Origin of the sequence: Cobetia sp. MMG027 (assembly GCF_027947415.1) — a bacterium.
In the GTDB taxonomy this organism is placed as follows: Bacteria; Pseudomonadota; Gammaproteobacteria; order Pseudomonadales; family Halomonadaceae; genus Cobetia; species Cobetia marina.
The window spans coordinates 58,973-75,132 of sequence record NZ_JAQJIO010000007.1 but is presented as its reverse complement, the minus strand read 5'-3'; the positions used below and the strand labels follow the sequence as shown (position 1 = coordinate 75,132).

General features: G+C 63.6%; 13 protein-coding genes. 8 read left to right on the top strand and 5 right to left on the bottom strand.

Annotated elements, in window-relative coordinates; all coding sequences use genetic code 11:
• Positions 1-141 precede the first annotated feature (141 nt).
• Complete coding sequence (locus PJK54_RS11035; RefSeq protein WP_271302831.1) at positions 142-1,428, top strand: FAD-dependent oxidoreductase; 1,287 nt, start codon at positions 142-144, stop codon at positions 1,426-1,428.
• A gap of 175 nt (positions 1,429-1,603) precedes the next feature.
• On the opposite strand, the gene PJK54_RS11030 is transcribed toward PJK54_RS11035, so the two are convergent.
• The gene (locus PJK54_RS11030) at positions 1,604-1,792 is read right to left on the bottom strand and encodes a CopG family transcriptional regulator (protein WP_084208379.1); all 189 of its coding nucleotides are present in this window, start codon (positions 1,790-1,792) and stop codon (positions 1,604-1,606) included.
• 295 nt (positions 1,793-2,087) lie between these two features.
• Here PJK54_RS11030 and dauA point away from each other — a divergent pair, with 295 nt between their 5' ends.
• Positions 2,088-3,890 carry a C4-dicarboxylic acid transporter DauA gene (gene dauA, locus PJK54_RS11025; RefSeq protein WP_271302830.1) on the top strand — a complete coding sequence of 601 codons (1,803 nt, stop codon included), beginning with the start codon at positions 2,088-2,090 and terminating at the stop codon, positions 3,888-3,890.
• Positions 3,891-4,011: 121 nt separating this feature from the next.
• On the opposite strand, the gene PJK54_RS11020 is transcribed toward dauA, so the two are convergent.
• From PJK54_RS11020 to PJK54_RS11005, 4 genes are all read right to left on the bottom strand, one after another.
• Entirely contained in the window at positions 4,012-4,713 is a 702-nt protein-coding gene (locus PJK54_RS11020; RefSeq protein ID WP_077377578.1) for a FadR/GntR family transcriptional regulator, read from the bottom strand.
• Between the two features lie 161 nt (positions 4,714-4,874).
• Complete coding sequence (locus PJK54_RS11015; protein WP_271302829.1) at positions 4,875-6,395, bottom strand: tripartite tricarboxylate transporter permease; 1,521 nt, start codon at positions 6,393-6,395, stop codon at positions 4,875-4,877.
• Entirely contained in the window at positions 6,395-6,865 is a 471-nt protein-coding gene (locus tag PJK54_RS11010) for a tripartite tricarboxylate transporter TctB family protein (protein WP_084208377.1), read from the bottom strand. The genes PJK54_RS11015 and PJK54_RS11010 overlap by 1 nt, the downstream gene beginning before the upstream one ends.
• Positions 6,866-6,941: 76 nt before the next feature.
• Positions 6,942-7,907, bottom strand: coding sequence for a Bug family tripartite tricarboxylate transporter substrate binding protein (locus tag PJK54_RS11005; RefSeq protein WP_176503801.1), 966 nt, complete (start codon positions 7,905-7,907; stop codon positions 6,942-6,944).
• A 647-nt stretch (positions 7,908-8,554) separates the two neighbouring features.
• On the opposite strand from PJK54_RS11005, the gene PJK54_RS11000 reads away from it, so the two are divergent.
• The 6 genes from PJK54_RS11000 to PJK54_RS10975 all read left to right on the top strand — a co-directional run bounded on the left by PJK54_RS11000 (position 8,555) and on the right by PJK54_RS10975 (position 16,026).
• On the top strand, positions 8,555-9,331 hold the full coding sequence (locus PJK54_RS11000) for an SDR family NAD(P)-dependent oxidoreductase (RefSeq protein ID WP_271302828.1): 777 nt from the start codon (positions 8,555-8,557) through the stop codon (positions 9,329-9,331).
• Positions 9,332-9,553: 222 nt separating this feature from the next.
• A complete protein-coding gene (locus tag PJK54_RS10995; protein WP_271302827.1) occupies positions 9,554-11,149 on the top strand; it encodes an aldehyde dehydrogenase (NADP(+)) in 1,596 nt (531 codons plus the stop codon).
• A 144-nt stretch (positions 11,150-11,293) separates the two neighbouring features.
• Entirely contained in the window at positions 11,294-12,316 is a 1,023-nt protein-coding gene (locus PJK54_RS10990) for a sugar kinase (RefSeq protein ID WP_176503916.1), read from the top strand.
• 133 nt (positions 12,317-12,449) lie between these two features.
• A complete protein-coding gene (locus PJK54_RS10985; RefSeq protein WP_271302826.1) occupies positions 12,450-13,463 on the top strand; it encodes a 2-hydroxyacid dehydrogenase in 1,014 nt (337 codons plus the stop codon).
• A 195-nt stretch (positions 13,464-13,658) separates the two neighbouring features.
• Entirely contained in the window at positions 13,659-14,786 is a 1,128-nt protein-coding gene (locus PJK54_RS10980; protein WP_271302825.1) for a LacI family DNA-binding transcriptional regulator, read from the top strand.
• A 175-nt stretch (positions 14,787-14,961) separates the two neighbouring features.
• Positions 14,962-16,026: a TRAP transporter substrate-binding protein gene (locus PJK54_RS10975; RefSeq protein WP_271302824.1), complete on the top strand. Its 1,065-nt coding sequence runs from the start codon at positions 14,962-14,964 to the stop codon at positions 16,024-16,026.
• The last annotated feature ends 134 nt before the right edge of the window (positions 16,027-16,160 follow it).

Genomic DNA, 16,160 nt, shown 5'->3' with positions numbered 1-16,160 from the left:
TGAGCCATCGGCAGGGTCTGCGCCGCTCGACCAAGGCTTTCCAAGCTCTGTCATGGTCCTGTCACGGCCCTGCCACCGACTTCATCACGCCGATCATGTCGGGCTGCCCGCCCGGCATGACCGGCAAAGAGAGTACGCGCGATGACCCCGCAATCCCCCGCCGCACGAGCGGCGAGCCACGACAGCATTGCCGTCATCGGCGCCGGCATCATCGGTCTGGCGACCTGCCGCGCCTTGCAGGCACGTGGCTATCACGTTCATTTGTATGACCCGAATCCCGTCGGCGAAGGTACCTCCTTCGGCAACGCCGGTCTGATCGCCAACTACGCCACCTCGCCGATGGCCAGCGGCGACACACTGCGCCAGCTGCCGGGCCACCTGCTGAGCAGGCAGCCCTCCCTTGCCATCGCCCTGCGCCACACCCCCGCCCTCGCGGACTTCGGCTGGCGTTTCCTCAAGGCGGCAACGCCCACCAATTTCCAGCGCCACAAGGCAGATCTGATTGCCTTGCTGGCCAATGCCGTCGAACGTCAGCATGCCCTGATCGATGACCTGCAGACCAAAGCCACCACTGCGCTGGCCAGCCAGACAGGCTGCCTGCAGATCCAGCGCGACACCGCCATCACCCCGCCGGCGCTGGAGAAGATGGCCCAGGCCAAGCGCCGTGACGGGGTCGAATGTCAGGCGCTGGGCGCGAGCCAGCTGCGGGACATGGAACCGTCGCTCAACCCGAAGGGGCTGGCAGGCGGCCTGTTCTTCCCTGACACCCGCCACCTCACCAGCCCGCTGTCACTCAGCCACCAACTCTTCGTACAGCTGGAAGAAGGTGGCCTTGAGTGGACGGCGCAGCAGGTCGACGCCCTCACGCCGATGACCAGTGGTGGTTGGCGCATCGACACCGCCACCACCTCCCACGAGGTCCCGCATGTCGTGGTCTGTGCCGGTATCGCGAGCAACACACTACTGGCGGGACTCGGCAAGCGTCTGCCGGTGGTCAGTGAGCGCGGCTATCACATCGAACTCGCCACCCAGCTGCCACTCTCACGCCCGGTAGGCTGGCTGGCGCATCACTTCTACGCCTCGCCAATGGCGGAAGGCATTCGCCTGGCGGGCACCACCGAGTTCTGTGCGCCGTCGCGCCCCGCCTCGCCACAGCGCTGGCAAGCCCTCACACAATGGGGCGAGACACTCTTCGGTCAGCCCCTCGACGTCGCCCGCCACTGGATGGGGGTGCGCCACTCCACCCCCGATGGCCTGCCGGTAGTGGGCGAAATGCCTGGCTGCCCCGGCCTGCTTCTCGCTTACGGGCACGGCCATCTGGGCCTGACACTCTCGGCCGAGACAGGGGATATCGTGGCCCGGATGGTGGCAGGCGAGCCCCTGCCGGGCTACGCGCGCAGCCTGTCACCGGTCAGGTTCTGCCAATGATCTCGCCTATCTGAGAGAGCTGGGTGAATGGCCTGGCCCATGAACGTGAAAGCCCCTGACAGGTTCGCCTGTCAGGGGCTTCTTGTCTCTTGCGTCAGCGCAGAGCTTGTCAGCACAGGCCACTTCAGCGAAGACCAAGTCACGGCTTGCCAGAACGCCCTTCACACCCGTTCTTTCAGGAAGATGGCGGTTGCGGACGCCCGGGCTGGGAGGCGTACTCGACACCATGTGCCTGCAGATACTCGCGGATCAACTGACGAACGACCTGAGAGGGCGTCTGGTCCTGCGTGGCACACAGTTGCTCGAAGGCCTGCTTCTTGTGGGGGTCAATCATCAGAGTCAGACGTGCGGTTTTCTTTTCCATCCTCGGCTCTCCCGAAACCATTAACATCTGATGGTAATACCGAGGGTCCGGTACAGACAAGCCAATCCCGACAGGCCAGCCCCCTGACACTGGGGGGCGGATGACGAACATGCCAATGTCATGTTAATGTTTTTACCATCTCTTTATCATGAGATCGTCATGACAGGGCAGACAGTCCAGGACGACCGCCCTGCTGCTGCCTGATGCATTCGTCGTGTTCGGACATGTCACGCCATGCCCTGACACGCCAGCACCAGAGTCAGCGTAGCGTCTCCCTCCGCGAGGACCCACCACCATGACCCCCAAGCGCTCTCCCATGCGCCTCCCCCGCATCGCCACCGGCCTGCGCTCCGCCTGGCACTCAGGCTACGGCCTCACCGATCTCCGCCAGGATATCCTGGCCGGGCTGACCATCGGCACCGTGGCGGTGCCGCTGTCCATGGCACTGGCCATCGCCGCCGGCGTCGCACCACAGCATGGCTTGTACACGGCCATCGTCGCGGGGGCGATCATTGCCATCACGGGCGGCTCACGCGTCAACGTCTCCGGCCCGACAGCGGCCTTCGTGGTGATCCTGTTCCCCATCGTTCAGCAGTACGGGCTCGGTGGCCTGCTGATCGCCACCATGATGGCGGGCGCCATACTGGTCATGCTGGGGCTGGCGCGCATGGGGCGACTCATCCAGTTCGTGCCCTATCCCGTCGTGCTGGGTTTTACCGCGGGTATCGCCGTCGTGATCGCTGTCTTGCAGGTGCCTGACTTCCTGGGGCTGAGTGTCGGTCAGCGCGGCGAGCACTTCGTGGAGAACGTCGGTCAGATTCTGGCCGCCCTGCCGACACTGAATCCTTTCGAACTGTCCATCGGGGTCTTTTCGCTGGTGGTCATGCTGCTATGGCCGCGACTTCACCTCCCGATTCCCGCGCCGCTGGTGGGCCTGTTCGTCGGGGCACTTGCCGCCTACGCCGTCAATCACGGCCTGGGCGATGACTCACATGAAATGCTGGTGCAGACCATTGCCTCACGCTTCAGCTGGGAAACGCTGAACGACAGTGGCAATGGCATCCCTCCGATTGCCCCGGCATTTCTGGCCCCCTGGCACCTGCCCGGAGCGGACGGATATCCACTGCCACTGGATTTCACCCTGATCCGCGCATTGCTGGGGCCTGCCATCGCCATCGCCATGCTGGGCGCCATCGAATCCCTGCTGTGCTCGGTCGTGTCTGATGGACTGACCAGGACACGCCATGATCCGGATGCCGAACTGATCGGCCAGGGGCTGGGCAACCTGGTGGCGCCGCTGTTCGGAGGCATCACCGCCACCGCCGCCATCGCTCGCACGGCCACCAACATCCGGTGTGGTGCCCGCTCACCGCTGGCCGCCGTGGTGCATTCCGCGGTGGTGCTACTGGCGGTGATCGCGCTGGCGGAACTGCTGGGAAAAGTGCCGATGGCCACACTGGCCGCCTTGCTGTTCATCGTCGCCTGGAACATGAGCGAGGCTCGGCACTTCGTGCATACCTTGCGCTCTGCCCCCGGCGGTGACGTGGCGATCCTGTTGATCTGCTTCGGCCTTACCGTGCTGTTCAACATGGTACTGGCGGTGGCGGTTGGCATCGGCCTGGCGGCGGCGCTGTTCATCCGCCGCATGATGCAGCTCACCCAGACCCGTCAGATCATTGACATGCCAGAGACAGACACGCCAGAGAACGATGCGCCAGAGAGCGATCCTCCACGCCAGACGCATGCCCGGGGAGAAGACACCCGAGCGATTGCGCTCTATGACATCGACGGCCCCCTGTTCTTCGGCGTGGCGGAAAAGGCACTGACCTCGCTGCGCCTGGTCGATGACAAGGTCCAGATCGTGATTCTCGACATGGCCGATGTACCCAGCATGGACGGCACGGCCATCGTCGCTCTGCAGTCACTGATCGATGACATGCGCCACCAGCACGTGGCGCTGGTCCTGTCGGGGCTCCCCAGCCATCTGATCGTCAAGCTGCGCCGGGCCGGCATTCGCAAGCGCACGGGAGAGCTGACCTGGTGCCGCAACCTGCCACGCGCCTTCGCGGTCGCACGGCGCTGGCTGGCAGACGAGTGACGAGCGCAGCCATCACGGGGACAGCATTGCGCTCCAGAGACGACAATGCCTCTGACCGGGAATGATCAGAGGCATTGTCGTGGAGCTGAAATGGCAGGTGGAGCGCCCGCCCCCTGTGAGACTAGGGCGTGTGCACCCCCTCGAACATACGCCGACGCGCCCCCTCGAGATGGGCACGCATGGCGCTTTCCGCGGCGGGTGAATCCTTGCCGGCGATCGCATCGATGATCGCCTGATGCTCATCCTGGACGATCCGCAGACGCTCCTCGGAGGCACGCAGCGACAGACCGCGCGTCAGATTCATGCCTTCCTTGATGCTCTGATTCAGCGAACGCAGCACGGTGGCGTAGTAGTGATTGCTGGCGGCTTCGGTAATCGCGAGGTGGAACTCGAAGTCTTCCTCGGAGGCGCGATCATGATTGAGGTTGGCCTGATTGATGGCCTCGAAACGCTGACGTATGTGCTCCAGCTGCTCTGGCGTGCGCCGCTGCGCGGCGAGGCCCGCCGCACTGGCCTCGACATTGGTGCGAAACTCGAAGCAGCGTTGTATGTCGGCGATGCTGGAGATCCGTGCGAACTCGAGCACGGCACTGTCAGGCCGATTGATGACGAAACTGCCAGACCCTCGCCGCGACACGACGAGATTGTCCTCGCGCAGACGCGCCAGGGCATCCCGCAGTACCGGGCGGGATACCTCATACAGCTCGCAGAGGCGCGCCTCGGTCGGCAGCTTCTTGTTGACGGGATAGTCACCGCTGATGATGGCGGCGAGTATCTTCTCGTAGACCACCAACGACAGTGAATGCTTGGCTGCGTCACTCATCGTGTCATGTCGCCCTTTCTCATCACTCTTGGTCCACCTTCAGGCATGTCAGATGGTGTGCGATTCTACCGGAAACCCTGCCGCATGAGGAAAGGCTACGGGGCAGCCCCCTCAATGGGTGCTCCCCCGCAAGTCCCTCTCGGTCCGACGCGTCATCTCACTCAGGCATCCTGAGGGAGTTCCGATGCCGGTGTCTGCGGTACTCGACGCCCTGCTTTCACCCCGTTGACGATGATCATGGTCCAGACCGCCACTGCGGCAATCGCCAGTACCATGGCGATGGGGCGATCCACGAAGGCCGTCAGATCCCCATTGGACTTGAGAATCGAGCGCATGAAGTTGCTCTCGACGATCGGCCCCAGAATCACCGCCAGAATCATCGGCCCGACCGGGAAGTCGTTCTCGGCCATGAAGAAGCCCACCAGGCCGATACCGAGCATGATCCAGATATCGAACATCGCATTGTTGGCCGCGAACGCCCCGACGATGCAGAACATCAGGATCAGCGGGAACAGGATACCGGTGGGAATCGACAGGATGTGGCGCGCGCCGCGAATCGCCATGAAGCCCAGTGGCAACAGCAGCAGATTGGCCAGCACGAAGACCATGAAGATGGCATTGACCAACGGTGCCTGGTCGACGAAGACGTCAGGACCCGGCGTGATGCCCTTGGTCATCAGGACGCCGATGATGATCGCCGTGACCGTATCCCCCGGGATCCCGAAGACCAGTGCCGGAATATAGGCACCGGACAACGAGGCATTGTTGGCGGAACTGGCCGAGACCAGGCCTTCCGGATGTCCCTTGCCGAACTTCTCCGGAGTCCTGGAGAGCTTGCGGCTCACGGCGTAGCTGATCCAGGACGCGATATCGGCACCGGCGCCCGGCAAGGCCCCGATCACGGTCCCCAGGGCACCGCCGCGAAGGACACCACCCTTGTATTTCCAGAGCGCTGCGCCAACGCCTTCGAAGGGACGCTTGATGACGGGCGGCACCAGCGGCGCGGCATTGCGGGTTTCCGGCATGCGACGGATCAGCTCGGAAATCGCGAACAGTCCGATCAGCACCGGCAGAATGGAGATACCGGCCAATAAGTCATAGTTGCCGAAGGTGAAACGCATCTGACCCGAGACGCTGTCCATGCCCACCATCGCGATGACCAGCCCCGCCAGCATCGAGATTCCGCCCTTGAGCGGGTCACTGCCGGAGACGAGGATCGCGCAGGAAAGCCCCAGCAGAGCCAGCCAGAAATATTCGTCACTGGTGAACTGGATGGCGAACTCGGCAATGCGCGGCGCGAAGAAGGCCAGGATCATCACCCCGATCACCCCACCGATCATCGAGCAGGTCACGTTCAGCCCCAGTGCCAGCCCGACCTTGCCCTGCTTGCCCATCGCATAGGCTTCCTCGGTATAGACCGCCGAGGCTGGTGTGCCGGGAATCCTCAATAACGCCCCGGGAATGTCGCCGGCCACGATGGCCATGGCAGTCGCGGACACGATGGCGGCGATGGCCGGCAGCGGCTCCATGAAGAAGGTGACCGGCACCAGCAGTGCCGTGGCCATGGTGGCGGTGAGTCCCGGAATTGCCCCCATGAAGAGCCCGAAGAGCGACGCGGCGAGAATGATCAGCATCACTTCCCAAGTGAATACCATCGTGGCGGCTTGCAGTAAGTCACTCATCAGTAGATCACCTTTTCCAGCAGGCCCAGCTCAAGCGGAACGTGCAGCAATTGGCCGAAGACTTCCCAGATCACTCCCGTGGCCACCAGCGCGATACCCCCGGCAGGCAACCAGCGACGATGATGGAAGGCATAGAGCAGCAACGTGAGCAGCACGAAGGACACCACCGGGAAACCGATGACTGGCGTCAGGTAGATATAGGCCACGATGGAGGCACAGATGGCCGCCAATGTCATGATGAAGGTGATCAGCGGCACAGGGTGCTGCCAGGCAAACCAGACTTCACGATTGCGCAGCCCACGGACGAGCAGGATGGCTCCGAACAGCATCAGCAGTGCGCCGATGACCGTGGGAAAGGTACCGGCCCCATATTCCTGGCGCGGCAGGTTCTTCAAGTCGAGGGAGGCATATATGACGGCAGCCCCGAAGGCTGCCGTCACCACACCCGTGACCTTGTCGTTGGTACGCATGTGCGGTTACTCATGAAGACTCAGGAAGAAACGGTCGAACACGCTGAATGGCAGACGCTCACGGCGACCCGCGCGTTCAGTTGGCCAGGCCCAGCTTTTCGATGGTGGCTGCGTTCTTCTCATCCTGATCTTTCATGAAGGCACGGAAACCTTCGGCATCTTCCCAGACGGTGCCGTAACCGCGACCGGACATGAAGTCCTGGAACTGCTTGGACTTCCAGACCTTCTCGGTGGCTTCCGACAGGCGTGCGGTCACCTCTTCCGGCAGCCCCTTGGGCCCGACCAGGCCACGCCAGGAGCCCTGGCTCCACTCGGAGCCGGTCAGCTCCTTGGCAGAAGGCACATCCTCAAAGGAATCGACGCGATCATTGGCCAGCACCGCCAGCGCCTTGACGCGTCCGGACTTGCGCATGGACTCGATTTCCGGAAGCGAGGAGAACACGATATCCACACCACCGGCTGCCAGCTCCTGCAGACCCGGCGCGGCACCTTCACTGGGCACCAGTGTCACGTCATTCGGATTGATGCCCTGCTGATCCAGGAAGCCGGCGAAGGACAGATGATAGGCAGCCCCGGGCGCGGAGCCGGAGACGGTGTAATCGCTCGGATTGGCCTTCAGCGCCGACAGCGCATCATCCAGGGTCTTCCACTCGGAATCGGCGTTCACCGTGAAGGAGGCGTAATCCAGATTCAGCAGCGCGATGGGCGTGAAGTCCTCATAGGACAGCTGCGCGGTACCGATATGCTGGTAGGTGGCAATCTCTGCGGTGCCAAGCCCCAGGGTGTAACCGTCGGGGCGCGCCATCTTCATGGACATGTGACCCACCACCCCGGAACCGCCGGTCTTGTTGACCACATTGACAGGCTGACCGAGCTCTTCCTGAAGACCCGCCGCCAGCTGACGGCCGACCGCATCGCTGCCACCACCGGCAGACCATGGCACGATCAGCGTGATGGGCTTGTAGGGGTAGTCAGCTGCCATCACCGCGGAGGCGGACAGGGTCAGCACGGAGGCACAGAGGACTTGTGACAATTTACGCATGGCGAAGACTCTCTCGTTGTCTTGTTATGGAGGCGTTGCGTGGCTATGTCTGTTGCAGCATTGCAGCGTGGGACAGCGTCATGAAGGTTGGCGTTGGCTGCCCCAGGCACTGAGATCAGTGTCAGCGGGATGCACGAATTTTACAAGTTATGACAACTTGAACTTTAGACCAATCCAAAAATGAGCATCAGGAGGGAGGTAAGGGTTGGCTGTCGTAGGGGTCTGACGGGATCTACCTCTAGGATAGCCGAACCGGGCTAGCGAGACCCTTATCCAATGGCCGCAATCCACGGCGTATCCTGCGTATGGCTGACCACGATAAACCTGAATAACTTATTGATTTTACTTGTTTATCTGTCAATTCACGACAAATCACCCTTTCCTTCATTCCAGGAAAGCTCGCCTGCCCTGTCCCGAAACCAGCCCGCGTCCTGCCAGGTGCCATTGGCGGGTGATCCTGAGATACCCAATGGCGAACTGCACTAAAGCACTACTCGCCAGTTGTCATTATTTGTTTGTCGATCGTGTCTGCCTGGGCTAAGGTGACTCGTGCCGAGAGGGAGCCAATGCTCGCCGCAACTTCCTCCACCTTTCATTCGCCATGCCGCCTCCAAGAGCGTACGGCTTTCCACCGTCAGGAATCCCACATGTTCACCGATCTCAAGCAGAAGAAAGTCCTCATCACCGGCTCCACCAAGGGTATTGGTCTGGCAGCCGCCGTGGCCTTCGCCCGTGAAGGGGCAGTGGTCGGCATCAACAGCCGCCAGCAGGATGACGCCGCTCGCGACGCCATCGCCCAGATGGAAGCCACAGGCGCCCGCTTTGAATATTTCGCGCGCGACCTGTCCACCAGCGAAGGCTGCGCTGCACTGATAGAAGACTTCACCAAGGCCTTCGGCGGCATGGACGTGCTCGTCAACAACGCCGGTGGCCTGGGCGTGCGTGCCGGACTCGAGAGCCTGGACGATGCCGCCTTCGATCTGGTGATGGATCTGAACCTGCGCTCCGCGATCATGACGACCAAATATGCCATGCCGCATCTGAAGGCCTCCGCCAAGGATTCCGGCACCACCGCCAGCGTCATCAGCACCGGCTCCATCGCGGGCCGCGAGGGCGGTGGTCTCGGCGCCTCCCTGTACGGCGGCACCAAGGCCATGCTGCACAACCTGCACCGCAACTGGGTGAAGGAATTCACCAAGGACAACGTGCGCTTCAACATCGTGTCGCCGGGCACCATCGATACCGTCTTCCACGCCGACAAGAGCGAAGAGCTGCGTGCCAAGATCGCCGGCAGCATCGCCATGGGCCGCTTCGGTACCTCCGAGGAATGTGCACCGACCTTCCTGTTCCTCGCCTCCCACGCCACCAGTGGCTACATCACGGGCCAGGTGATCGACATCAATGGCGGCCAGATGTGCCCGTGAGGCATACCGCCCACGACGGCATCGCGCCCATGAGACGCGCCCCAGCAGCCTGAATGTCTCGCCCTCGGCCTCATGACATGTCGGCACGCAACAGTCCCGCCATGCACCGTCAGTCGAGACGAGCATTCCCTTGTCCCGCGTCGCGCCCCATGAGGGCGATGGAGGCGGGACATTGCGGACTGTGCCCACGAAAAGAACGCCCCACGAAAAGAGAGACGCCTTATGTCACCTTCCGATCAGACGACACTGCGCGGCCACCAGATCATCGGACAGCAGAGTCTGCTGGCCGACGGCAAGCCGGTACACGCCATCAATCCTGCCAACGGTGAGCGCCTGGCGCCGGGCTATCCGGCCGGTGGTGCCCGTGAGGTGGAGCTGGCCTGCCAGCTGGCACACGACGCCTTTGACAGCTTCCGGGAAACGGATGCTGAAACCCGCGCCGGCTTCCTCGAGACCATCGCCGAGGAAATCGAGGCCATCGGCGAGCAGATCACCGAGCGCGCCCTTCAGGAAACCGGCCTGCCGCGGGCTCGTCTGGAAGGGGAACGTGGCCGTACCTGCGGTCAGCTGCGCCTGTTCGCCGGCGTCGTGCGCGCCGGTGAGTGGCTGGATGTGCGCATCGATCCGGCCATGCCGGAACGCAGCCCGATGCCGCGCGCCGACCTGCGCCAGCGTCGCATCGGCCTCGGCCCTGTCGCCGTCTTCGGGGCCAGCAACTTCCCGCTGGCCTTCTCGGTGGCCGGTGGCGATACCGCCTCGGCACTGGCGGCTGGCTGCCCGGTCATCGTCAAGGCACACTCCGCTCACCCGGGGACGTCCGAGCTGGTCGGCGGCGCCATCCAGCGTGCCGTGAAGCGCTGCAACCTGCCGGAAGGCGTCTTCTCACTGCTCTACGGCAGCGGCAACACCCTGGGTCAGGCACTGGTCAATGACCCTCGCATTCAGGCCGTAGGCTTCACCGGATCACGCAGTGGCGGTACTGCACTGCTCAAGACCGCCCAGGCACGTCCTCAGCCGATCCCGGTCTACGCCGAGATGAGCAGCATCAACCCGGTACTGCTGATGCCGGCCGCGCTGGAAGCCCGTGCCGAAGGGCTGGGACAGGCCTTCATCGCCTCGCTCAACATGGGCGCCGGCCAGTTCTGCACCAACCCGGGACTGGTGCTGGCCCTCGAAGGCGAAGCGCTGGAGCGTTTTCTCAAGACCGCCGCCGACAATGTCGCGGCCAGTGCCTGCCAGACGATGCTGACGCCGGGCATCCACGACGCCTACCGGGGTGGCGTGGAGAAGCTCTCCGCCCTGCCCCAGGTACAGGAAGTCGCGCGCGGCGCACTGGATGGCGACAACGCAAGTCCGTGTCAGACCGCGCTGTTCCGCACCACCGGCAGCGACTTCCTGAGTGAATCCGCATTGCAGGAAGAAGTCTTCGGTGCCAGCTCGCTGGTCATCGCCTGTCGCGATCTGGACGAGATGCGTGCGGTCTGCGAGCACCTGGAAGGCCAGCTGACCGCCACTCTGCACCTGGACGATGCCGATATCGACGCCGCCCGCACCCTGATGCCGGTGCTCGAGCGTCGCGCCGGTCGCATTCTCGCCAATGGCTGGCCGACGGGGGTCGAAGTCTGTAAGGCGATGGTCCACGGTGGCCCCTGGCCGGCAACCTCTGACAGCCGCACCACCTCGGTGGGCAGCGCGGCCATCGAACGCTTCCTGCGCCCGGTCTGCTATCAGGATCTGCCCGAGGCACTGCTGAGCCCGACCCTGCGTGACGGCACCCAGGGCCTGCCGCGTCTGGTGGACGGCAAGCGCCAGCTCTGAGTCATTGCACGAGTGACGTGCAGTGAGTGACGTCTGATCGACAATGCGCAGTACGGCAATTTCCATGACGGCGCGGCTTCGCCAGCCGTGTCGTCATGCAGGACAAGCACAAGGAACGGCTCCAACTACACAGGACACGCCATGATGTCTGAGCAAGCCAACGCGTCATCGACGCCCGCCTCTTTCTCTTCTTCCTCGCCACTGGAAATCCTCGCCTTTGGCGAAGCCATGGCGCTGCTGGTCGCCGAAAGCGAGGGCGATCTTGCACAGGTCTCGCACTACGAGCGACGCATCGCCGGCGCCGATACCAACGTGGCCATCGGCCTCGCCCGGCTGGGATTTCATGTCGGCTGGCTGAGCCGCGTGGGCGACGACAGCCTCGGGCGCTATCTGCGCCAGACCCTGGAAGACAACGGGCTGGACTGTCGCCACCTGACCCGCGACGGCGATGCCCCTACCGGCCTGATGTTCAAGGCACGCGCCAGCCAGGGAGAAGATCCGCATGTCGAGTATTTCCGTCAGGGCAGCGCCGCCAGCCGCATGAATGCCAGTGACGCCGATGGCATCGACTTCAGCGCGCTGCGCCACCTGCATGCCACCGGCATTCCGCCGGCCATCTCCCCCAGCTGTCGTGAACTATCGTTCCATCTCTTCGAACAGGCCCGTCAATCCGGTGCCAGTATCTCCTTTGATCCCAATCTGCGCCCTACCCTGTGGTCAAGCGAGCAGGAGATGCGCGACACCCTCAATCAGCTGGCAAGTCGCGCCGACTGGGTCTTGCCGGGGCTTGCGGAAGGCGAGCGACTGACCGGCCAGAAGACACCTGAGGCCATCGCCGGCCACTATCTCGAGCAAGGTGCCAAGGCCGTCATCATCAAGCTGGGCCCTGAGGGCAGCTATTACCGCGGGATGATCGGCGGCCAGGAAGCCGCCTTCAGCGTTCCGGGCCTGCGGGTCGACAAGGTCGTCGATACCGTGGGGGCAGGCGACGCCTTTGCGGTAGGTGTCGTCAGCGCACTGCTTGAAGGGCTCTCCCCGAAAGACGCCATGCATCGCGCCAATCTGCTCGGCAGCCGTGCCGTTCAGGTGCGGGGTGACATGGAAGGCCTGCCGGATCGCGCGACGCTCAAGGCGCTCGAAGCGGGTGATGCCGTCAGCGTGTCCTGAGTTCGCGGCCAGTTTCCAATGACAACCAGTGGCGATACGCCCCTGACGGCAGCCTGCCGGTCAGTTCATCGCCCACGCTCTCAAGGAGGCAAGGATGCATGCACAGCACTACTCGGCCCGAGGTAGCAGCCAAATGACAAGTGACGCTGACGAGTGCGTGACCCGCCGCAAGGTCGTGGTGCTCAAGGCACTGGATGATGAGCAGATGGCCACCCTGCGCGAGCGGCATGACGTCGTGCTGCTGGAGGGGCATGACAGCGCCGAGGCGCTGGATGCGGCACTGCACGACGCCCTGCACGATGCCCATGGACTCATCTGCTCTGGACACAGGATCACGGAAGCGCTGCTGGATGCCGCCCCCGCACTGCGGGTGATCTGCACGGTCTCCGTGGGCTATGACAACTACCCGCTTGAAGCGATGGACGCGCGCGGCATCCTGCTGTGCAACACCCCGGACGTGCTGACCGAGACCACCGCCGATGTCGGCTTCCTGTTGATCATGGCCACGGCACGACGCGCGGTGGAGCTGGCCAACATGGTGCGCGACGGCCAATGGACACATGGCCTCACACCGCCTCACTTCGGTACGGACGTGCACGGCAAGACACTCGGCATGGTGGGCATGGGCCGTATCGGCGCGGCGATCGCGCGGCGCGGTGCACTCGGCTTCGGCATGCGGGTCCAGTACTCGAATGCTTCCCCCAAGCCTGCGCTGGAGAGCGAACTGGGCGCGAGCCGCGTCGAGCTGGACACCTTGCTCAAGACCAGCGATTTCGTCTGCGTCACCGTCCCGCTCAGCGAGCAGACCGAACGCCTGATCGGCAGGCGTGAGCTGGAACTGATGCCCGCCAGCGCCATCCTGATCAACATCGCCCGCGGGCGTGTCATCGATGAAGCGGCCTTGATCGAGTGTCTCGAGCGTGGCGGTATCCGCGGCGCCGGGCTGGATGTCTTCGAGCAGGAGCCGCTTCCGGCAAGTTCACCGCTGACGCGCATGCCACAGGTCGTGGCGCTGCCGCACATCGGCTCTGCCACCCACGAGACACGCCGCGCCATGGCGCAACGTGCGCTGGACAACCTGCTGTTGGCACTGGCGGGGAAATCGCCGCTGAGTGCGGTCAATGAAGCCAACTGGACGCGCCGGTAAACCGGTGGCCGGCAAACCGGTGGCCGGCATGCCGGTGACGCCGCCCCTTCGACACATGGCTGCCAGACCAAAGTGCTGAGGGGAGCGCGGGCGAATTGCTCTATGCTCTGGACATGGATTTGGAACCATCCAAAAACGTCTCCACCCCGGCAATGAGTTCGGGATGACAACAAGAAAACGCCCAGGGAAGACGCCATGAAAGATCCCATCACGACACCGCCGGCCAAGGCAGATGCCACGGTGTCATCGCAGGCCCCGTCATCACAGGTCCCGTCATCACAGAGCGCCTCGAGCAGCATCACGCTTCAGGATATCGCGGCACATGCCAAGGTCTCGCGCAGCACGGTCTCGCTGGTGCTGCGCGAAAGCCCGCTGGTGGCGAAACGCACCCGCGAGAAGGTCCAGGACTCCATCAAGACACTGGGCTACGTCTACAACCGTGGCGCCGCCGCCATGCGCGGCAGCCGCACCGCGACCCTGGGCGTGGTGGTCTATGACATCGCCAACCCCTTCTTCGGCTCCATGGTCGCGGGGATCGATGCCGCCCTGCATCAGGAAGGCTATGTGTCATTTCTCGCCAACAGCGAGGATTCCCCTGAGCGTCAGCAGCGCTTCATCGAGCGCATGCGTGAACATCGTGTCGATGGCCTGTTGCTGTGCCCCGCCGAACACTCAGACCCGAACCTGATCCATCAACTGGCCGACTGGGGCATGCCCTGCATCCAGGTGATGCGCTATCTGGACGCCCCGCCCTTCGATTACGCCGGCACCGATTTCCGGCGCGTGGCCGAGATGGCCGTCAATCACCTCGTCAGCCTGGGCCATCAGCGCATCGCCTTCATCGGCGGCGCGGACCACTCGGTCAGTCATGACCGCTGGCTGGGTTATCAGGCCGCACTGGATCATCACGGCCTGAGCTATCGCCGCCTGGTGCGCGGCAATGGCGTGACGCGGCGCGTCGGCCATGAGCTGATCAAGACCCTGATGCAGGAAAGCCCTCGCCCGACGGCCGTGGTCTGCCACAACGACCTCGTGGCCTTCGGTGCCATGCTGGGCCTGCGCCAGATGGGGCTGGAACCCGGTCGCGACTGTGCCGTGATCGGCACCGATGATGTCGAGGAAGCCGAACTGGGCGACCCGCCCCTGACCAGTATCGCCACGCACCCCTACGCCATCGGAGAGCAGGCGGCGCGACTGGCATTGCGACGGATCGCCAATCCCGGCGGCGAGCGAGAAAGCGTCATCATGCCGCCGGAACTCAAGATACGCCGCTCCTGCGGGAGCCCTGACGACGCCATCGTCGAGACGCCTCGCCCGGACTGACGCCAACGCTTTCTCTGAACGGCGAGTCATGCCTGGAGAGCATCGACTAGCCGCGCACCCCCGAGCATGGACCGGCCGTCTGGAGACTGCCGGTCTGGCAAGCCGCAAGACTGCAAGACGGAAAGACAGAAAGACGCAAGGCACAACAACAAACAACGCCAAGGAAAACGCCATCATGCTGAATTGGATCAATCCAACTACGTCCACCCCTGCCATTTCCCAGCGCTCACCTGTGGGCGCCCGACTGTCCAGAGGGCTGAGCAAGGGCCTGGCCGTCGCGGCCACCACCGGCACCCTGCTGGGCGCCACGCTCGGCTTCTCGGCCAGTGCCCAGGCAATGGAGCTGCGCTTCGGCCACGCCGGCACCGAAGATACCGCCTACCAGCTCGGCGCCGAGCGCCTGCGCGACCTGCTCGCCGAGAAGACCGATGGCGACATCACCATGACCATCATGGGCAACTCGGTGCTGGGCCATGAAACCGAGATGTTCGAGCAGCAGATGGCCGGCGCGCTGGACATGTCCATCGTCAGCCCCGGGCTGATCACCGACTTCTCGCCCACCGCCAACGTGTTCACGATCCCCTTCCTGTATCGCGATGTCGACCACTGGCAGAAGGTGCTGGATGGCGAGGTCGGGGAAGAAATCGCCCAGAAGATCAGTGACGAGACCGATGTAAAGGTGCTGGCCTATTTCGGTGGCGGCAAGCGTCACATCGTCAGCTCGCGCGAAGTCACCTCACTCGATGACCTGCAGGGCCTCAAGCTGCGCACCAATCCGACCAAGCCGTTGATCGTCGCCTGGCAGGCACTCGGGGTCGAACCGAGCGTGGTGGCCTGGAAGGAGATCTACACCGCCATCCAGCTGGGCGCGATCCACGGCCTGCTCAATGAGCCGGAATGGACACTGCGCATGCGCTTCCACGAAGTCGCCCCCAACATCGCGCTGTCCGAGCACGACATCACCGTGCGCCTGCTGACCATGTCCAAGATGTCCTGGGACAACCTGGATGAGCAGCAGCAGAAGACATTGATGGAATCCGCGCACGAAGCGGCGGCCTACGCCCGCAAGGTGCAGCTGGAACAGGACGCGGCAGCCCTCGCGGAGCTGGAGAAGCAGGGTGCCAAGCTGCATGAGATCGACCGTGAGCGCATGCAGGAGATCGTCGCCGAGCCGCTCAAGGAAGTGATCGCCGAGATGGGCCTGCAGGACATCTACGACAAGGTACGCGCCGTCAAATAAGGCATGTCAGGCGGGGCGCCTCACCTGCAGCCATCTCTGGCCTCAGGACAGGTGCCCCGCCACCTTCCTCTGCCCCTGGCGCACGTCACCTCGCGTGTCATCGCTTTCGTGTCGTCGCTCTCCGTCCCTCGCAC